Annotated in this window: 20 protein-coding genes and 3 tRNA genes; 16 read left to right on the top strand and 7 right to left on the bottom strand. The window is 72.2% G+C overall.

Annotated elements, in window-relative coordinates:
• The first annotated feature begins 5 nt into the window (after nt 1–5).
• The 3 genes from htpX (at nt 6) to ACFWBN_RS32910 (ending at nt 1,849) form a co-directional block, all read left to right on the top strand.
• A complete protein-coding gene (gene htpX / locus ACFWBN_RS32920; RefSeq protein WP_385183174.1) occupies nt 6–869 on the top strand; it encodes a zinc metalloprotease HtpX in 864 nt (287 codons plus the stop codon).
• A complete protein-coding gene (locus ACFWBN_RS32915; RefSeq protein WP_382642342.1) occupies nt 866–1,258 on the top strand; it encodes a YccF domain-containing protein in 393 nt (130 codons plus the stop codon). Before htpX ends, ACFWBN_RS32915 begins: the two co-directional genes overlap by 4 nt.
• 66 nt (nt 1,259–1,324) lie before the next feature.
• On the top strand, nt 1,325–1,849 hold the full coding sequence (locus ACFWBN_RS32910; RefSeq protein ID WP_385183109.1) for an SMI1/KNR4 family protein: 525 nt from the start codon (nt 1,325–1,327) through the stop codon (nt 1,847–1,849).
• Here ACFWBN_RS32910 and ACFWBN_RS32905 read toward each other — a convergent pair.
• The 3 genes from ACFWBN_RS32905 to ACFWBN_RS32895 all read right to left on the bottom strand — a co-directional run bounded on the left by ACFWBN_RS32905 (nt 1,833) and on the right by ACFWBN_RS32895 (nt 5,202).
• Nucleotides 1,833–3,068 carry an APC family permease gene (locus ACFWBN_RS32905; RefSeq protein ID WP_385183106.1) on the bottom strand — a complete coding sequence of 412 codons (1,236 nt, stop codon included), beginning with the start codon at nt 3,066–3,068 and terminating at the stop codon, nt 1,833–1,835. The two genes, ACFWBN_RS32910 and ACFWBN_RS32905, sit on opposite strands and share 17 nt — an antisense overlap.
• Before the next feature lie 18 nt (nt 3,069–3,086).
• The gene (locus tag ACFWBN_RS32900) at nt 3,087–4,523 is read right to left on the bottom strand and encodes a SulP family inorganic anion transporter (protein ID WP_385183103.1); all 1,437 of its coding nucleotides are present in this window, start codon (nt 4,521–4,523) and stop codon (nt 3,087–3,089) included.
• A gap of 190 nt (nt 4,524–4,713) precedes the next feature.
• Nucleotides 4,714–5,202, bottom strand: a complete 489-nt coding sequence (locus ACFWBN_RS32895; protein ID WP_385183100.1) for a YajQ family cyclic di-GMP-binding protein — start codon at nt 5,200–5,202, stop codon at nt 4,714–4,716.
• A gap of 201 nt (nt 5,203–5,403) precedes the next feature.
• Between ACFWBN_RS32895 and ACFWBN_RS32890 the strand changes: the two genes are divergently transcribed.
• A tRNA-Tyr gene (locus ACFWBN_RS32890) sits at nt 5,404–5,485 on the top strand.
• A 218-nt stretch (nt 5,486–5,703) separates the two neighbouring features.
• Nucleotides 5,704–6,123: a hypothetical protein gene (locus ACFWBN_RS32885; RefSeq protein WP_385183097.1), complete on the top strand. Its 420-nt coding sequence runs from the start codon at nt 5,704–5,706 to the stop codon at nt 6,121–6,123.
• Here the strand turns inward: ACFWBN_RS32885 and ACFWBN_RS32880 are convergent.
• Nucleotides 6,062–6,682 (bottom strand): maleylpyruvate isomerase N-terminal domain-containing protein, encoded by a 621-nt coding sequence (locus ACFWBN_RS32880; protein ID WP_385183094.1) that lies wholly within the window; start codon nt 6,680–6,682, stop codon nt 6,062–6,064. The genes ACFWBN_RS32885 and ACFWBN_RS32880 overlap by 62 nt on opposite strands.
• A gap of 80 nt (nt 6,683–6,762) precedes the next feature.
• On the opposite strand from ACFWBN_RS32880, the gene ACFWBN_RS32875 reads away from it, so the two are divergent.
• A complete protein-coding gene (locus tag ACFWBN_RS32875; protein ID WP_385183091.1) occupies nt 6,763–7,161 on the top strand; it encodes a DUF3574 domain-containing protein in 399 nt (132 codons plus the stop codon).
• Nucleotides 7,162–7,256: 95 nt separating this feature from the next.
• Here the strand turns inward: ACFWBN_RS32875 and ACFWBN_RS32870 are convergent, their stop codons facing one another.
• Nucleotides 7,257–7,913, bottom strand: coding sequence for an SDR family oxidoreductase (locus tag ACFWBN_RS32870; RefSeq protein ID WP_385183088.1), 657 nt, complete (start codon nt 7,911–7,913; stop codon nt 7,257–7,259).
• A gap of 55 nt (nt 7,914–7,968) precedes the next feature.
• The gene (locus ACFWBN_RS32865) at nt 7,969–9,339 is read right to left on the bottom strand and encodes an amidohydrolase family protein (protein ID WP_385183085.1); all 1,371 of its coding nucleotides are present in this window, start codon (nt 9,337–9,339) and stop codon (nt 7,969–7,971) included.
• 338 nt (nt 9,340–9,677) lie between these two features.
• Here ACFWBN_RS32865 and ACFWBN_RS32860 point away from each other — a divergent pair.
• From ACFWBN_RS32860 to ACFWBN_RS32815, 10 genes are all read left to right on the top strand, one after another.
• Nucleotides 9,678–9,750, top strand: a tRNA-Thr gene (locus tag ACFWBN_RS32860).
• A 48-nt stretch (nt 9,751–9,798) separates the two neighbouring features.
• A tRNA-Met gene (locus tag ACFWBN_RS32855) sits at nt 9,799–9,871 on the top strand.
• An 88-nt stretch (nt 9,872–9,959) separates the two neighbouring features.
• A complete protein-coding gene (rpmG, locus tag ACFWBN_RS32850) occupies nt 9,960–10,124 on the top strand; it encodes a 50S ribosomal protein L33 (protein WP_006604855.1) in 165 nt (54 codons plus the stop codon).
• Between the two features lie 172 nt (nt 10,125–10,296).
• Complete coding sequence (locus ACFWBN_RS32845; protein WP_385183080.1) at nt 10,297–10,749, top strand: MaoC family dehydratase N-terminal domain-containing protein; 453 nt, start codon at nt 10,297–10,299, stop codon at nt 10,747–10,749.
• Between the two features lies 1 nt (nt 10,750).
• Nucleotides 10,751–11,179, top strand: coding sequence for a MaoC family dehydratase (locus ACFWBN_RS32840; RefSeq protein WP_385183077.1), 429 nt, complete (start codon nt 10,751–10,753; stop codon nt 11,177–11,179).
• Nucleotides 11,180–11,311: 132 nt separating this feature from the next.
• Nucleotides 11,312–11,881 carry a TetR/AcrR family transcriptional regulator gene (locus ACFWBN_RS32835; RefSeq protein WP_385183075.1) on the top strand — a complete coding sequence of 190 codons (570 nt, stop codon included), beginning with the start codon at nt 11,312–11,314 and terminating at the stop codon, nt 11,879–11,881.
• Nucleotides 11,882–12,046: 165 nt separating this feature from the next.
• Nucleotides 12,047–13,498, top strand: coding sequence for a DHA2 family efflux MFS transporter permease subunit (locus ACFWBN_RS32830; protein WP_385183072.1), 1,452 nt, complete (start codon nt 12,047–12,049; stop codon nt 13,496–13,498).
• 114 nt (nt 13,499–13,612) lie between these two features.
• A complete protein-coding gene (locus ACFWBN_RS32825; RefSeq protein WP_385183070.1) occupies nt 13,613–14,011 on the top strand; it encodes a DUF3291 domain-containing protein in 399 nt (132 codons plus the stop codon).
• On the top strand, nt 14,008–15,123 hold the full coding sequence (locus ACFWBN_RS32820) for a UDP-N-acetylmuramate dehydrogenase (RefSeq protein WP_385183171.1): 1,116 nt from the start codon (nt 14,008–14,010) through the stop codon (nt 15,121–15,123). The genes ACFWBN_RS32825 and ACFWBN_RS32820 overlap by 4 nt, the downstream gene beginning before the upstream one ends.
• A 16-nt stretch (nt 15,124–15,139) precedes the next feature.
• Nucleotides 15,140–15,556 (top strand): hypothetical protein, encoded by a 417-nt coding sequence (locus ACFWBN_RS32815; protein ID WP_385183067.1) that lies wholly within the window; start codon nt 15,140–15,142, stop codon nt 15,554–15,556.
• Here ACFWBN_RS32815 and ACFWBN_RS32810 read toward each other — a convergent pair.
• Nucleotides 15,546–16,565, bottom strand: a complete 1,020-nt coding sequence (locus ACFWBN_RS32810) for an adenosine deaminase (RefSeq protein ID WP_385183065.1) — start codon at nt 16,563–16,565, stop codon at nt 15,546–15,548. The genes ACFWBN_RS32815 and ACFWBN_RS32810 overlap by 11 nt on opposite strands.
• Nucleotides 16,566–16,763 lie beyond the last annotated feature (198 nt).

Here is a 16,763-nt window from a genome sequence, read left to right as displayed (position 1 = left end):
GTACCGTGCACCGCCGGCACAACGGGCTCAAGACCGCCGTACTCCTCGGCGGGCTGTCCGCACTCATCATCGTCATCGGAAGCTTCTTCGGCCGGGGCGGCCTGATCGTGGCCGTCCTCGTTGCCCTGGGGACGAACGCGTACGCGTACTGGAACAGCGACAAGCTGGCTCTACGCGCGATGCGCGCCCGCCCCGTCAGCGAGTTCGAGGCCCCCGCGCTCTACCGCATGGTGCGCGAGCTCTCCACGTCCGCGCGCCAGCCCATGCCACGGCTCTACATCTCGCCCACCGAGGCGCCCAACGCCTTCGCCACCGGCCGCAACCCGCGCAACGCCGCGGTCTGCTGCACCGAGGGCATCCTGCGCATCCTCGACGAGCGCGAACTGCGCGGGGTCATCGGCCACGAGCTCAGCCACGTCTACAACCGCGACATCCTCATCTCGTCGGTCGCGGGCGCCCTCGCCTCGGTGATCATGTTCCTGGTGAACTTCGCCTGGCTCATTCCGGTCGGCCGCTCGAACGACGACGAGGGCCCCGGCCTCTTCGGCATGCTGCTGATCATGATCCTCGGCCCGCTGGCCGCCTCCGTGATCCAGCTGGCCGTCAGCCGCTCGCGCGAGTACGAGGCCGACGCCTCGGGCGCCCAGCTGACGGGAGACCCGCTCGCCCTGGCCAGCGCCCTGCGCAAGCTCGACGCGGGCACCAAGCAGCTCCCGCTGCCCCCGGAGCCCCGGTTGGAGACGGCGAGCCACATGATGATCGCCAACCCCTTCCGCCCCGGCGCGGGATTGTCCAAGATGTTCTCGACACACCCCCCCATGGCCGAGCGCATCGCCCGGCTCGAACAGATGGCAGGCCGCAGGCAGTGAAGACCATCCTCAACCTCATCTGGCTCGTACTCAGCGGCATCTGGCTGTTCCTCGGCTACTGCCTCGCGGGTCTGATCCTCTGCATCACCATCATCGGCATCCCCTTCGGCGTCGCCGCCTTCCGCATCGCGGTCTACGCCCTCTGGCCCTTCGGCTACACCACGGTCGAGCGCCGCGACGCGGGCGCGGGATCCGCCATCGGCAACGTCCTGTGGCTGATCCTGGCGGGCTGGTGGCTCGCCCTGGGCCACATCTTCACCGGCATCGCGCTCTGCATCACGATCATCGGCATCCCGTTCGGCATCGCCAACTTCAAGATGGTCCCGCTCTCCCTGCTCCCGCTGGGCCGCGAGATCGTCCCGACGGACGCCCCGTTCGCCTCTCGGTGAGTCAGTCGTCCACTGAGTTGTCCACAGGCAGGGCGGACTGTCAGTGGGGTGCGTCACCATGAACGCATGAACGAGACCGAGCAGTTGCTGGAGCAAGTCGCAGACCGCGTGCGCAACTCCGCGCGCGGGCACGGAACGCCCCTGCCCACACCGCTGGGCACCGGAGAGATCACCGCCGCCGAGGGCATACTCGGCTTCGCCCTGTCGCCTCTGCTCGCACAGCTCTACGCGCGCATCGGCGACGGCGGATTCGGCCCCGAGAGCGGGCTGCTGCCGCTGCGTCACGCCGTACAGACGTACGAGGCGCACCGTGCGTCCGGATGGCGCTGGCCGGAGGGCGTGCTGCCGATAGCCGACTTCGGCTGCACCATGTTCGCCTGCGTCGACTGCCGCTCCGAAACCGCCCAAGTGCTGCTGTTCGACCCGAGTCTCGGGGAGCCGGACCTCGCGTGGTCCATCGACACCCCGAGCCTGGCCGGCTGGCTCCGCGGCTGGCTCGACGGCACCGCCTGGTTCTGCGACGAGTCCGGCCTGGGGGAGGAGCTCGACCTGGAGCTCGTTCCCTGGCCGGAGTTCAGATCCCGGATCTGAGCCGCCCGCGCACCCCGTAGGCCAGCGCGCCCAGCGCCAGCACCACGGCCCCCGCGACCGCCGACGCGAGGGGCAGCGCGCAGGCCAGCACCACGCAGCCGGACAGCCCGACCGCTGCCACGGCCCGGCCCTTGACACCTGAATCGAGCGTCCACGCAGAAGCGTTCGCGATCGCGTAGTAGGCCAGCACTCCGAAGGAGGAGAATCCGATCGCGCCCCGCAGATCGGCGGTGGCCGCGAGCACCGCCACGACCGCGCCCACTGCCAGCTCGGCATGGTGCGGCACCTGATGCCGGGGATGTACGGCGGCCAGCACGCGGGGGAGATGGCCGTGCCGGGCCATCGCCAAGGCGGTCCGCGAGACACCGAGCACGAGGGCCAGCAGCGAGCCCAGCGCGGCGAGGGCCGCTCCCACCCGGACGACGGGGGCCAGTCCGGGCCATCCGGCCGCCCGCACCGCATCGGCCAGCGGAGCCGCCGATGCGGCCAGTCCGTCGGCGCCGAGCACCGACAGGGCCGCCACCGTCACGGCGGCGTACACCAGCAGTGCGATCCCCAGCGCGAGCGGCACCGCCCTCGGGATGGTCCGCTCCGGGTCGCGCACCTCCTCGCCCAGGGTGGTGATCCGGGCATAGCCGGCGAAGGCGAAGAACAGCAGGCCCGCGCCCTGCAACAGCCCGACGGCGCCCCAGTCCGAGCCGCTGAGCCGCCCCGCCTCGGCCGCGTCGGACGACAGGGAGACGACCACGACCACGGCCAGTACCGCCAGCACCGCCGCCACGATCAGCCGGGCGATCCGGGCGGACTTCTGCACGCCGCCGTAACTCGCGGCGGTCAGCGCCACCACCGCCGCGACGGCCACGGCGTGCTGCTGCCCGGGCCACACGTACGCGCCGACGGTCAGGGCCATCGCCGCGCAGGAGGCCGTCTTGCCGATCACGAAGCCCCAGCCGGCCAGATAGCCCCAGAAGGGCCCGAGCCGCTCGCGCCCGTAGACGTACGTGCCGCCGGAGGCCGGGTACCGGGCGGCGAGCCGCGCCGACGAGTGCGCGTTGCAGTAGGCGACGAGAGCCGCCAGCGCCAGGGCCGCGAGGAGCGCGCCGCCCGCCGCGCGCGCCGCCGGGGCGAGGGCGGCGAAGATGCCGGCGCCGACCATCGCGCCCAGTCCGACGACGACGGCGTCGGAGACGCCAAGGGTCCGCTTCAGTTCGGGTTCCACCCGCGGAGGCTAACCGGACTAGCTGACGCCTTCCTTGCCGGGGAGTGGCATCCGCGTGCGCTCCCACCCCTCCAGGGCCGTCAGACAGGCGTGGTCCAGATGCCGCAGCCCGCTCAGATCGAGCCGGATCACCCGCCCCCGCGGCACCGCGTCCAACGCGTCCAGGGCATCGAGCAGTTTGGGCAGCCGCAGGAAGCTGGCGTTCCCCACGACCCGGACGCACAGCTCCTCGCCCTCCCACACCTCCTCGATGTGCACGTGGGAGGTCTCCCAGGCCGCCTTCGCGACGGCGAGGCCCAGCCCGACCAGCACGCCCTCGAAGAGGTTGGTGACCACGATCGCGCCGGCCGTGGCCAGCAGCACCACGGCCTCGCCCCGGTGCGTTCGCCACAGCGCGGCCACCGCCCGGGCGGGCAGCAGCTTCCAGCCCGCGTGCAGCAGTACCCCGGCCAGCGCGGCGAGCGGCACGATCTCCAGCACCTGCGGGAACGCCACGGCGAAGAGCAGCAGCCAGCCGCCGTGCAGCACCCGGGCCGCCCGGGTGCGCGCCCCGGCCTCCACATTGGCGGCGCTGCGCACGATCACGGCGGTCATCGGCAGCGCCCCGAGCAGCCCGCACACACTGTTGCCCACCCCCTGGGCGATGAGCTCGCGGTCGTACTCCGTCCTCGGCCCGTCGTGCATGCGGTCCACTGCGGCCGCGCTGAACAGCGTCTCGGCGGAGGCGATCAGCGCCAGCGCGATCACGGTCCCGATCGCCCCGACGGAGGCCAGCACCCCGAAGTCGGCCCAGCCGGGCGGGGACACGGCATCCAGCACCCCCGTCACGCGCACCTTCTCGACGGGCAGCCGCAGCAGGGCGGCGACAACGGTGGCGGCGGCCACCCCGGCGAGTGCTCCGGGTACGAGGCGCAGCCGCTCCGGCATCCGGCGCCAGGCCGCCATGACGGCGATGGTCCCGGCTCCCAGCGCCACGGCGGCCCAGTCGGCCTGTGCTCCGAGCTCGTGCACCCCGCCCAGCTTGGCCAGGGTCTGCCCGGGAGCCTCCACGCCGCCCAGTGCGTACAGCTGCCCGGAGATCAGAACCAGTCCGATCCCGGCCAGCATCCCGTGCACGACGGCGACGGAGATCGCCCGGAACCACCGCCCGAGCCGCAGCACCCCCATGCCCAGCTGGACCACCCCGGCGGCCAGCACCAGTACGCCGAGCGCGGGCAGACCGTACGACTGCACCGCCTCGTAGACCAGCACGGTGAGTCCGGCCGCGGGGCCGCTCACCTGGAGCGAGCTGCCCCGGAACCACCCGGCGACCAGCCCGCCGATCACCCCGGTGACGATCCCCAACTCGGCCGGCACCCCGGAGGCGACGGCCACCCCCACGCAGAGGGGCAAGGCGACCAGCGCGACGACGACCGACGCCCCGAAGTCTGCGCGAAACGTGCCGGCCCCAGGCATGCGAGAACCCCCCTGACAAGCGGTGATGGATGTCACCAGCGTGGTGGGCGCACTCGTCCCTGCCCAGTGCACACAGAAGCCCGCGGTGGCGCACGCGCCGCTCACGCCCCGCACACACTCCCGCGAACGCCGCGGCCCGGCGGTCGGTGAAGACCGCCGGGCCGGCGTGCGGGCAGGTCGCGGACCTGGGTCAGCGGTAGTTCACGAACTGGATCGCGAAGTCCAGGTCCTTGCCCTTGAGCAGCGCCTGGACCTCCTGGAGGTCGTCACGGCTCTTGGAGCTGACGCGCAGCTCCTCGCCCTGGACCTGGGCCTTGACGCCCTTGGGACCCTCGTCCCGGATGATCTTCGCGACCTTCTTGGCGTTCTCCTGGGAGATGCCCTCCTCGATCGTGGCGAAGATCTTGTACTCCTTGCCGGACAGCTGAGGCTCGCCGGCGTCCAGCGCCTTCAGCGAGATCCCGCGCTTGACCAGCTTGGTCTCGAACACGTCGAGGACGGCCTTGACGCGCTCCTCGGAGTTCGCCTCCATCAGGACCTTGTCGCCGGACCAGGCGATCGTGGCGCCGGTGCCCTTGAAGTCGTAGCGCTGCGAGAGTTCCTTGGCGGCCTGGTTGAGGGCGTTGTCGACCTCCTGCCGCTCGACCTTCGAGACGATGTCGAAACTGGAGTCGGCCATGTGCTGTGGCTCCTTGAAGTCGGGTGTGATCGCCCCGGAGGGCGCGGCCGGACGTCCCCGGCCCGCTCCGCAAAGCCTAGCCACCGCACCCACCCGCGGCGCTGATCAATCCGGTGGTGAACCACCCCCGGTCATCAGGTATCGTTTACGTCGTTGCCAGGGAGCGCCGCCGCGAGGCGGAAAAAAATGGCAGCACCTCTTGGCGGTGTGCCCGAGTGGCCAAAGGGAGCAGACTGTAAATCTGCCGGCTCAGCCTACCCAGGTTCGAACCCTGGCGCCGCCACGCGAGTGGGACCCCCGTTCATCTGCGGAAGCGCAGTGGACGGGGGTTTCTTCGTATGCGAACGCGGGCAGTCGACCGTTCCGCTTCGGCTTCAAGGCGTAGCGGAACGAATGGAGTTCACGGTCCCCGTGTCCCCGGAGCCGTGCGGGCCGGAAAATCGCTGGGTGTGAGCGGGGCGTGCGTGCATGCTGGGGGCATGATCAGCATCAGAAAGGCCCATGCCGCGTAAGCCCCCTTCGCAGGTCCGTGCGGATCTGCCCCGCGAGGCCCGCTCCTGGGAGAGCCGGGCCGTCATACCGGGCCTCTCCGGCAAGACCCTCGCGGAAATCGCCCGTATCGAGCGGCGCAGCGGCGGGCTCTGGGTCGGCGGGACCCGCCTGGCCTTCACCCACTGGCGGTGGACGGCCCACCGGCCCGGACCCCGCGTGATCTACCCGGTCGATGAGCAGTGCTGCGACCCGATGACCGGCTGCCGGGGCGCCCTGGAGCAGGTCAGGCTCACCCTCCCCAGAGCCGCCGGGCGCGAGCTGCTGGCCGTACTCGCCCCGCTCGACGAGCGGTTCCTCGCGCGCACCCTCAACGATCCGTTCGCCCCGCCGGGAGATCCGTGGTGGTGCCGGCGGCTGGAGAATCCGTGAGCGCCGCCTGCCAGGACCAGGACGTGCGCCGGGGGCGGTCCGGGAGGGCCAGGCGGCCCGCCGACCAGAGGAGGGCCTCCGTGGGCGGGCCCTGCGGGTTATCCGGGAAGAGGCGGGCCAGGACCGGCGCGCACAGGGCGGGCGGGGGACGCCAGGGGAGACCCAGGCCCTGGGCGATGTCGTACGTGTGGAGCAGCAGCTCCGCCACCCCCATCGCCGCGAAGCCGCCCGGATCGCAGGGACCCCAGTGCCAGGCCCGGTCCCCGGGATCCGCGGCCGTGATCGCCGCGCCCAGCAGGCGGGCGCTCGCCGACACCACCGTCAGGACCTCGGCCGGGGGAGTGCCGGGGCGCACGCGCAGGTCCAGGGGCAGGTACGCCGACGGGGCCCGGGAGGCCAGCTGGGCGGCGTACGCCGTGAGGTCGTGCGCGATGTGCGCCGCCGTCGTCCAGCAGGACCAGTCGAGGGAACCTGCCCGCACCTGCCAGTCCAGCCCGCTGTGCGGGGCAAGGGCCGATACCGCTTCGGCCGCCGCCCGTTCGACGTCCGTGCCCGTCATCGACCGCATCGTCGGCGTCTCCTGTTCGTTCTCCGGGGGTGAAATGGACAACTGACACGCGGGGGAAAGTAGGCGGCGGGGTGCTCATCGCCCTGCTCGGCGCCGGGATTCCGGCTCTGGTGGGGGCCGCGCTCCACCCGAGCGTAGGGGAGCCGTACCAGGAGACCCGGCTCTACTTCGGCACCGAACGCACCGACGGCCGGGGCCCGGTCGAGGAGCAGGAGTTCATGCGGTTCCTGAACCGCGAGATCACCCCGGCCTTCCCGGAGGGGCTGACGCTGCAGGACGGGTACGGCCAATGGCGGGGCCAGGACGGCAAGGTCGTCCACGAGACCTCGTACGAGGTGGTGCTGCTGTACCCCGAGAAGGAGGCCGACGCGCGCAACACGCGCATCGAGCGGATCCGGCAGGCCTACGAGGACCAGTACCGGCAGGACTCGGTCGGACGGTCCGACGACAAGGTCAGCGCCGGGTTCTGATCGCGGTTCTCGGCCGGTCTCCGAGCCGGCCGCGGCGGCGACGGCGGCCGAACACCCTGCCGGTGTCCCGGCCGCCGCTCCGGCACGACGCCCCGTCAGTTGCCCGCCACGTCCTTGACGGCCACCGTCACCGGCGTCGAACCGGAGGTCAGCTCCAGCGTCAGGCCCGCCGTCGCCGGGGTCTCGACCAGCTCGGCCAGCACCGCCGCCACGTCGTCGCGCGGGACGGACCCGCGGCCCGTCCGCGCCTCCAGGCGGACCAGGCCCGTACCCGCGTCGTCGATCAGCGAGCCCGGGCGCAGGACCGTCCACTCCAGGCCCAGTCGGGTGCGGACGTGGTCGTCGGCCTCGCCCTTGGCCCGCAGGTAGGCGTCGAAGACCTCGTCGCCCCCGTGGTGCGCGTCCGCGCCCATGGAAGAGACCATCAGGAAGCGCCGTACGCGCGCCCGTTCGGCCGCGTCGGCGAACAGCACCGCCGCGCCCCGGTCCACCGTGTCCTTGCGCCCGATGCCGCTCCCGGGACCCGCGCCCGCCGCGAACACCGCCACGTCCGCGCCCTGCAGGATCCCCGCCACGTGCTCCACCGAGGCCGACTCCAGATCGCACAGCACCGGTTCGGCGCCCGCCTCCCTGAGGTCGTCGCCCTGTGCCGGGTCGCGGATGATCCCCGCGACCTCGTACCCGCGCGCGGAGAGCAGGCGCTCCAGCCGCAGCGCGATCTGACCGTGTCCACCAGCGATGACGATGCGCATGACCCGACCGTACGACGAGCCGGGCGCCCCCGCCCGCGAACGCACCGGGGGACCTTCAGGGTCCGGGCTCCGTGCGCCCCTGCCGGGGCAGGTCCAGGGCCACGGCGACGGCGGAGTCGCAGTACTCCCGTACGGCACTCGTACGGGCTACCACCCGCCCGCGGTGGATCACGATGCGGCTGTACGCGAGGGACAGCACGCCCGCGATCCGGTCCCCGCGCACGGCGAGCAGCTCGGCGGGGAAACCGGCCTCCACCCGGACCTCCGGCAGGCCCATGGCCTCGCGGGCGGCGCTGCTGATCGACTCGTAGGCCTCGCCCGCCCGGAGCCCGCCCTGGGAGGCCAGCAGGTACGCGGCTTCCAGCGGGTCGCCGCGGCCGACCGGGTTCCCGGCGTCCCGCAGCGCCCCGCTGCCCGCCGACACCCGGACCCCGGCGGCGCGCAGCAGGCGTACGGGAGCGGTGCGCAGGCCGCGGCGTTCAAGGGCCGCGCAGTCGCCCTGGGGCAGGCAGGTCACCCGTACGCCGGCCGCGGCCAGCTGGTCGGCGGCGCGGGTCGCCGCGTCCAGCGGGAGCCGGGACAGTCCGCCGCAGGGGCCGATGGTCACCCCCGGGCGGAGCCCGCCGGCCATCGCCGCGAGCCGGGCCAGGCGGGCCGGATCGTCACCGTCCGTGTGCAGGTCCACCGGGCAGCCGTGCTCGTCGGCGAGTTCCAGGACGGCTTCGAGGAAGCCCGTCGGGTCGGGGTCCAGGTCGGGGCAGCCGCCGATGACGGAGGCGCCCATCTTGACCGCGTCCCGCAGCATGGCGAGCCCGTCGGCGCCGGCCACCCCGGTCAGCAGCCGGGGGACGGCGACGGTGGTGAGGTCGGTGAGCCCGCGCAGGGAGCGGCGGGCCTGGAGGACGGCTTCCATGGGGCCGAGGCCGTGCACGTCGCCGATGCGGACGTGCGAGCGGACGGCGGTGGCGCCGTGGCCGAGCTGGAGCAGGGCGGCTTCGGTGGCCCGGCGCTGGACCTCGTCGGGGGTGTACGAGACGGGCCCCTCGCCGTCGGCGGTCAGGGCGGTGTCTCCGTGGGCGTGGGGCTCGGCGGGGGCGGGCAGCAGCAGGTAGCCGCCGAGGTCCACCCGGGACAGGGCGGGGGCGGGGAGGCTGCCGGCGGTGCCCACGGCCTGGATCCGGCCGCCGCTGAGGCGGACGTCGACGGTACGGCCGTCGGTGAGGCGGGCCCCGGCGAGCAGCAGGGTGGTGGCCTCGGCGGCGGCCGCGTTCCCGGATGCGGCGCCGGCCCCGCGGAGGTGGGAGGGGCCGTGGGACGGGCTCTGGGAGGGGCCGTGGGCGGGGCCGTGTGCGGGTCCGTGCCCGCCGCCCTCGCCGCGGCCGCTGCGCGGGGAGTGGAACGGCTGCTGCGGCTGGCTGTCGGACATCGCGCTCCTGCGGTGGCTCGGGCGGTTCCTGGGCCCTTGGCCGCGGCCCGCGGCCCAAGATCACGCAGCGTGCTCAGAGCCTAGGGCGCGGGGGAGCCCGCTTCACGGAAGAGCGCAATAGTCGTACCGGTGTGGTGCCCACGCGCCTCGGCGCCCGCGCGTGCGCCGCACGGCCCCCGGCAGCCCCGGCGCGGTGTGAGCCCGCACACATTCCGGGCCGAAAGTGGGTGCGGAGCCCTTGTCGCGCTGATCAAGAAAGGCTTCCGAACCCCTCGGAGCCCTGTCCCCGCAAAGGATTTGGGCGATCGGCGGGCAACCGTGTAATGTCTTCATCGCTCGCCCCAATAGCTCAGTCGGTAGAGCGTCTCCATGGTAAGGAGAAGGTCTGCGGTTCGATTCCGCATTGGGGCTCTGGTGAGAGAGGTTCCCCACCCTCGGGTGGGGAGTCGATCCCATCAAAGCGGCGTAGCTCAGTCGGTAGAGCAAGCGGCTCATAATCGCTGTGTCACCGGTTCAAGTCCGGTCGCCGCTACACACAGTAGCCGATTGCGGGGTCGGTCTCCCGGTCGGCTACTCTTGTATGCGTTCATCCGTCCCATTTTCCGTCAAGGAGCACTCACGTGGCTGCCACCGACGTCCGCCCGAAGATCACGCTGGCCTGCGTGGAGTGCAAGGAGCGGAACTACATCACCAAGAAGAACCGGCGTAACGACCCGGACCGTCTTGAGATGAAGAAGCACTGCCCGCGTTGCAACTCGCACACCGCGCACCGCGAGACCCGCTGACCCCAGCGAAGTCTCGTATACAGGCACCGTCATGAGGTCGTCCCCTTCATTGGGGGGCGGCCTTGTGTCGTTTCCGCGCCCGGTGGGTGGGGGTGAGATGTTGCAGTCGTCGCGCCCGCCGTTGCACCGGTCTTTGTGTTATTCGTGTTCCTTCAGCAGGAGGTAGTGAGTCATGGCTCTCGACCAGTCCTTCGTGGGGCGGAGCTACCCGCCCACCGATCCGTACGAGGTCGGCCGGGAGAAGATCCGCGAATTCGCGGTAGCGGTGGGTGACGCCAATCCCGTCTACACCGACCCCGAAGCCGCCAAGTCGTTCGGTCACCCCGATGTGATCACCCCGCCGACTTTTGTGTTTGCGATCACTTTCGCGGCGGCCGGGCAGGTCGTCGAGGACCCGCAGCTGGGGCTGGACTACAGCCGTGTCGTGCACGGCGACCAGAAGTTCGCGTACTCCCGGCCGGTGCGTGCGGGTGACCGGCTCTCGGTGACCTCCACCATCGAGGCCGTGAAGTCGATGGCGGGCAACGACATCATCGACATCCGCGGCGAGGTCCACGACGAGACCGGCGAGCACGTGGTGACGGCGTGGACGAAGCTCGTCTCCCGCGCCCCCGAGGAGGCCTGACATGGCAGCGCAGATCAAGTACGCCGACGTCGAGGTCGGCACGGAGCTGCCGGCGGCGTCCTTCCCCGTGACGCGCGCCACGCTCGTCCGCTACGCCGGTGCCTCGGGTGACTTCAACCCGATCCACTGGAACGAGAAGTTCGCCAAGGAGGTCGGACTGCCGGACGTGATCGCGCACGGCATGTTCACCATGGCCGAGGCGATCCGCGTGGTCACCGACTGGGTCGGCGACCCGGGCGCGGTGGTCGAGTACGGCGTGCGCTTCACCAAGCCGGTCGTGGTCCCCAACGACGACCGGGGCGGTCTGATCGAGGTCACGGCCAAGGTCGCCGCCAAGCTGGACGACAACCGCGTACGGGTCGACCTGACGGCCATGAGCGCCGGCCAGAAGGTGCTGGGCATGTCGCGCGCGGTCGTCGAGCTGGCCTGAGGGGTGGGGCGGGGGGCTTCGGGGCGCGCTCCGCGCCCCCAGCCCTCTCCGGTTCCGCCCGCCCCCGCCACCCTCGACCTCCTTCCACTCCCACCCTTGACCAAGTTAGTGATTGAGCACTAACTTGTAGACATGGTCAGGATGAGTGCAGAAGAGAGGCGTGAGAGCGTCATTCGTGCGGCGATGCACGAGTTCGCCCGCGGCGGCTACTACGGGACCTCCACCGAGGCGATCGCCAAGCGGGTGGGTGTGTCGCAGCCGTACCTCTTCCGGCTCTTCCCGAACAAGCCCGCCATCTTCCTCGCCGCCGTCGAGCGCTGCCTGCGGGAGACCCGTGAGGTCTTCGCCGTCGCCGCCGAAGGGCTGCAGGGCGAGGAGGCCACGGATGCCATGGCGAACGCCTACACCCGGCTCATCGCCGAGGATCCGGACAAGCTCCAGATGCAGCTCCAGATGTACGTCACCGTCGCCGCCGCCGAGGCGGCCGGGGACCACGAGTTCGGCGAGCTCGTCCGGAAGGGCTGGATGGAGCTCTGGGAAACGGTCCGCGTGCCCTTCGGCGGGGACGTGAACGAGACCACGACCTTCATGGCGTACGGGATGCTGATCAACACCCTCGCCGCCATGGGCTTCCCGGCCGATCACCGGGTCTGGGAGGGGCTGTACCCCTCGGCCCGCGTCAAGGGGCGCCTGGAGAAGTGACGGGCGTGGGATGTGACGGCACGAGTGGGATGTGACGGCACGAGTGGGATGTGACGGCACTAGTGGGATGTGACGGCACGAGATGAGGGGCGCGCCGCCTGTCCGGCGGGTCACTCATGCGCACGAAAGTTAGTCAGCAATAACTAACAACCTTCAGGGGGAAGCGTGAACACCCAAGCCTCGGACACCAAGCTCCGAGGGCCCGCCGTTTGGGCCCTCGTCCTCACCGGCGTCGCCAGCTTCATGGCCGCCCTGGACAACCTCGTCGTCACCACCGCCCTGCCCGCCATCCGCGCGGACCTCGGCGGCAAGCTCGAGGACCTGGAGTGGACGGTGAACGCCTACACGCTCACCTTCGCCGTCCTCCTCATGTTCGGCGCGGCCCTCGGGGACCGGTTCGGGCGCCGGCGGCTGTTCATCGCCGGTCTCGCCGTCTTCACGGGCGCCTCAGCCGCCGCTGCCCTCTCGCCCGGGATCGACGCGCTCATCGCCGCCCGCGCCGTCCAGGGCGTCGGCGCCGCGATCATGATGCCGCTCACCCTGACCCTGCTCACCGCCGCGGTCCCGGCCGCGCGGCGCGGCATGGCCCTCGGCATCTACGGCGCCGTCACCGGCCTCGCCGTCGCCAGCGGCCCCCTGATCGGCGGCAGCCTCACCGAGCACATCTCCTGGCAGTGGATCTTCTGGCTCAACGTTCCGATCGGGCTGGCGCTGATACCGCTCGCCCGCCTGCGGCTCGCCGAGTCGACCGCGCCCGGCTCCCGGCTCGACATCCCGGGCACCCTGCTCATCAGCGGTGGCCTCTTCGGCATCGTCTACGCCCTCGTCAACGCCAACTCCGAGGGCTGGACCAGCGCCCCGGTCCTGACCGGCCTGATCGTCGGAGCCGCGCTCGTCGGCGGCTTCATCCACCACGGCTTCAACAACGCCAACCCCATGCTTCCCATGCGGCTCTTCCAGAACCGCGGCTTCCTCGGGATCAACATCGCCAGCCTGCTGATGTTCCTCGGCATGTTCGGCTCGATCTTCCTGCTCAGCCAGTTCCTGCAGGGCGTCGTCGGGTACTCGCCCACCGAGGCCGGACTGCGCATGCTCCCCTGGACCGGCATGCCGATGATCGTCGCCCCGATCGCCGGGATCCTCTCCGACCGCATCGGCGGCCGCCCCGTCGTCGCCGCCGGGCTCGCGTTCCAGGCCCTCGGCCTCGGCTGGTTCGCCGCGATCCTGAGCACGGACGTCTCCTACGCCGCCCAGCTGCCGCCGCTGATCCTCAGCGGGATCGGCATGGCCCTCTACTTCGCCCCCGCCGCCAACGTCCTGATGTCCACCGTGGCCCCCGCCGACCAGGGCAAGGCCTCCGGCGCCAACAACGCCCTGCGCGAGGTCGGCGGAGCCCTCGGCGTCGCCGTCCTGGCCTCGGTCTTCTCCGCCCAGGGCGGCTACGAATCCCCGCAGGCCTTCACCGACGGCACCGTCCCGGCCCTGTGGATCGGCGCGGGCGCCGTCGCCCTGGCCGCCGCCTTCGCCCTGCTCCTGCCCCGCCGGGCGAAGCCCTCCCCGGTCCCCGTCGCCGTCGAGGCGGTCGCGACGGCGGAGAAGGTGCCCGCCGCGCGCTGACCCGGCCGCCCGACCCCGCTCGCCGGGCCGCGCCGGGCCGGGAGCCGGGTGTGAGAACCGCAGCACCGCCCGCGCACGAAGATCCGTACGACTCATCGTGAAGGAGCGCCCGCCATGCCCGACATCCCCTGGTCCACCCCCACCCAGGCCTCTCCCGACGCCGAGGTCTACGTCATGGCCTCGCGCTTCGAGACCGCCACCCTCGCCGGAGCCGTCCGGTTCTTCCTCAAGGCCCCCGGGATCGTCCTCCAGATCCGCAAGGCCCCCGGTGCCCACGGCGTCGCCCTGCGGGCCCGGGTCCTGGGCCGCACGTTCCTGACCCTCTCCGCCTGGGAGGACCGGGACGCGCTCTACCGGTTCGCCCGCAGCGAGCCGCACGTCTCCAGTTCCCGGGCGGCCGCCGGCTTCATGAAGGAGTCGGCCTTCACCTTCTGGACCGTACGGGCCTCCGAGCTGCCCCTCACCTGGGCCGAGGCGGAGCGCCGGCTGGCCGAGCAGAAGTCGAACCACTGAGCCGCGGTCCGTGGCCCCGCCGGGAGGCGAGGGGCACGGACCGTACTCTTGTCCACGTGCAGGAACTCCACGATGCCCCCCTCGCCCCGCTGACCACCTTCCGCCTCGGTGGCCCCGCCGCCCGCCTGGTCACCGCGACCACCGACGCCGAGGTGGTCGCCACCGTCCGCGCCGCGGACGAGAGCGGCACCCCGCTCCTGGTCATCGGCGGCGGCAGCAACCTGGTCATCGGCGACCGGGGCTTCGACGGCACCGCCCTGCGCATCGCGACCACCGGTTTCGACCTGGACGGGACGCGGCTGGAGCTCGCCGCGGGCGAGAACTGGAGCGACGCCGTCGCCCGGACCGTCGAGGCGGGCCTCGCCGGGATCGAGTGCCTCGCCGGAATCCCCGGCTCCGCAGGCGCCACCCCGATCCAGAACGTCGGTGCGTACGGCCAGGAGGTCTGCGACACCATCACCGAGGTCGTCGCCTACGACCGCACCCGCCGCGAGACGGTCACGCTGACCGCCGCCGAGTGCGCGTTCTCGTACCGGAACAGCCTCTTCAAGCACGATCCCGAGCGGTACGTGGTGCTCCGCGTGCGCTTCGCCCTGGAGGACGCCGGCGGGCTGTCCGCGCCGATCAAGTACCCCGAGACCGCCCGCGCCCTCGGCGTCGAGGCCGGCGACCGGGTCCCCGCCGCCACCGCCCGCGAGACCGTGCTGCGGCTGCGCGCCGGCAAGGGCATGGTGCTGGACCCCGCCGACCACGACACCTGGTCGGCCGGCTCCTTCTTCCACAACCCGATCCTGACCGACGAGGCCTACGCCGCCTTCCTCGCCCGCGTCCAGGACCGCCTCGGCCCCGACACCGCCCCGCCGGCCTATCCCGCGGGCGACGGCCGTACGAAGACCAGCGCGGCCTGGCTGATCGACAAGGCCGGCTTCACCAAGGGCTACGGCACCGGCCCCGCGCGCATCTCCACCAAGCACACCCTCGCCCTCACCAACCGCGGCGAGGCCACCACCGAGGACCTCCTCGCCCTGGCCCGCGAGGTCGTCGCGGGCGTCCACGCGGCCTTCGGCGTCACCCTGGTCAACGAACCGGTGACGGTCGGCGTCAGCATCTGAGGAGCCCCGGCCGCCCATGCTCTGTCCCCTGCACGGGGCCGGTACGGACCCGACCCGCCTCGTGGGGCGCACGCTCAGCAGAGTCGTCGCGTCCTGGCACATCAGCGACGGCGAGCGCTCCGAGGCTCCCCTCGACGTCTGGCTGATCGACAGCCTCGGCGACTGCATCCGCATCACCACCGGGTCCGACCAGTGCCTCATCGTCGAGTCCGCCGCGCCGCACGAGCCGTACGACATGGGGGAGTGGGGCCGCATCGAGGTGGGCGAGGACCTCGGCGACCACCCCTTCCTGCGGCACCTCGGCGAGACCGTCGCCTCGGTCGCCGAGTTCGCGCTGCCCGAGCAGGGCCGCACCCACCTGGAGATCGGCTTCCCCGACGGGGGCCGGGTGCGCGCCGACTGCTACGAGGGGGACCTGCGGCTCACCCGCTGAGCCAGTGGTCGATCCCGGCCAGCAGCTTGGCCTGCACGTCCTCCGGCGCGGCCGAGCCGCGCACCGACTGGCGGGCCAGCTCGGCGAGCTCCGCGTCCGTGAAGGCGTGGTGGCGGCGGGCGATCTCGTACTGGGCCGCGAGCCGGGAGCCGAAGAGCAGCGGGTCGTCCGCGCCCAGCGCCATGGGCACCCCGGCCTCGAAGAGGGTCCGCAGCGGGACGTCCTCGGGGCGCTCGTAGACCCCGAGGGCGACGTTGGACGCCGGGCAGACCTCGCAGGTGATCTGGCGGTCCGCGAGGCGCTTGAGGAGGCGCGGGTCCTCGGCGGCCCGTACGCCGTGCCCGATGCGGGAGGCGTGCAGATCGTCGAGGCAGTCGCGGACGGAGGACGGGCCGGTCAGCTCGCCGCCGTGCGGGGCGGCGAGGAGGCCGCCCTCGCGGGCGATGGCGAAGGCCCGGTCGAAGTCGCGGGCCATGCCTCGGCGCTCGTCGTTGGAGAGCCCGAAGCCGACGATGCCGCGGTCGGCGTAGCGGACGGCGAGGCGGGCCAGGGTGCGGGCGTCGAGGGGGTGCTTCATGCGGTTGGCGGCGATGAGGACGCGCATGCCGAGGCCGGTTTCGCGGGACGCGGAGTCGACGGCGTCGAGGATGATCTCGACGGCCGGGATCATCCCGCCGAGGAGGGGCGCGTAGGAGGTCGGATCCACCTGGATCTCCAGCCAGCCGCTGCCGTCCCGTACGTCCTCCTCCGCGGCCTCGCGCACGAGGCGACGGATGTCGTCGGGCTCGCGGAGGCAGGAGCGGGCGGCGTCGTAGAGCCGCTGGAAGCGGAACCAGCCGCGCTCGTCGGTGGCCCGGAGCTTCGGTGGCTCGCCGGCGGTGAGGGCGTCCGGGAGGCGGACGCCGTACTTGTCGGCCAGCTCCAGGAGGGTCGATGGGCGCATCGAGCCGGTGAAGTGCAGGTGCAGGTGTGCTTTTGGCAGAAGCGTGAGATCGCGTAGGTGCTCCATTCAGCGATCCTGCCGCACCTCTCCCCCGATCGGCAGCCGGATTCCCTGAACGGGGCCTTGCCCGAACGGAAATGCTGGCCCGGGGGCGGTGCCGGGGTGCCGCTGCGCGGAGCCGGTCCCCTCCCCGCCCTTCCACCGTTCCCTGGGGCTCCGCCCCAGACCCCGCGCAGCGGCCGCCCTCCGCATCCCGAACATGCC

The sequence above is a fragment of the Streptomyces sp. NPDC059989 genome, assembly GCF_042736975.1.
Classification (GTDB): domain Bacteria; phylum Actinomycetota; class Actinomycetes; order Streptomycetales; family Streptomycetaceae; genus Streptomyces.
The sequence above is the reverse complement of the archived record's forward strand: the minus strand, read 5'-3'. Positions and strand labels throughout refer to the sequence as shown.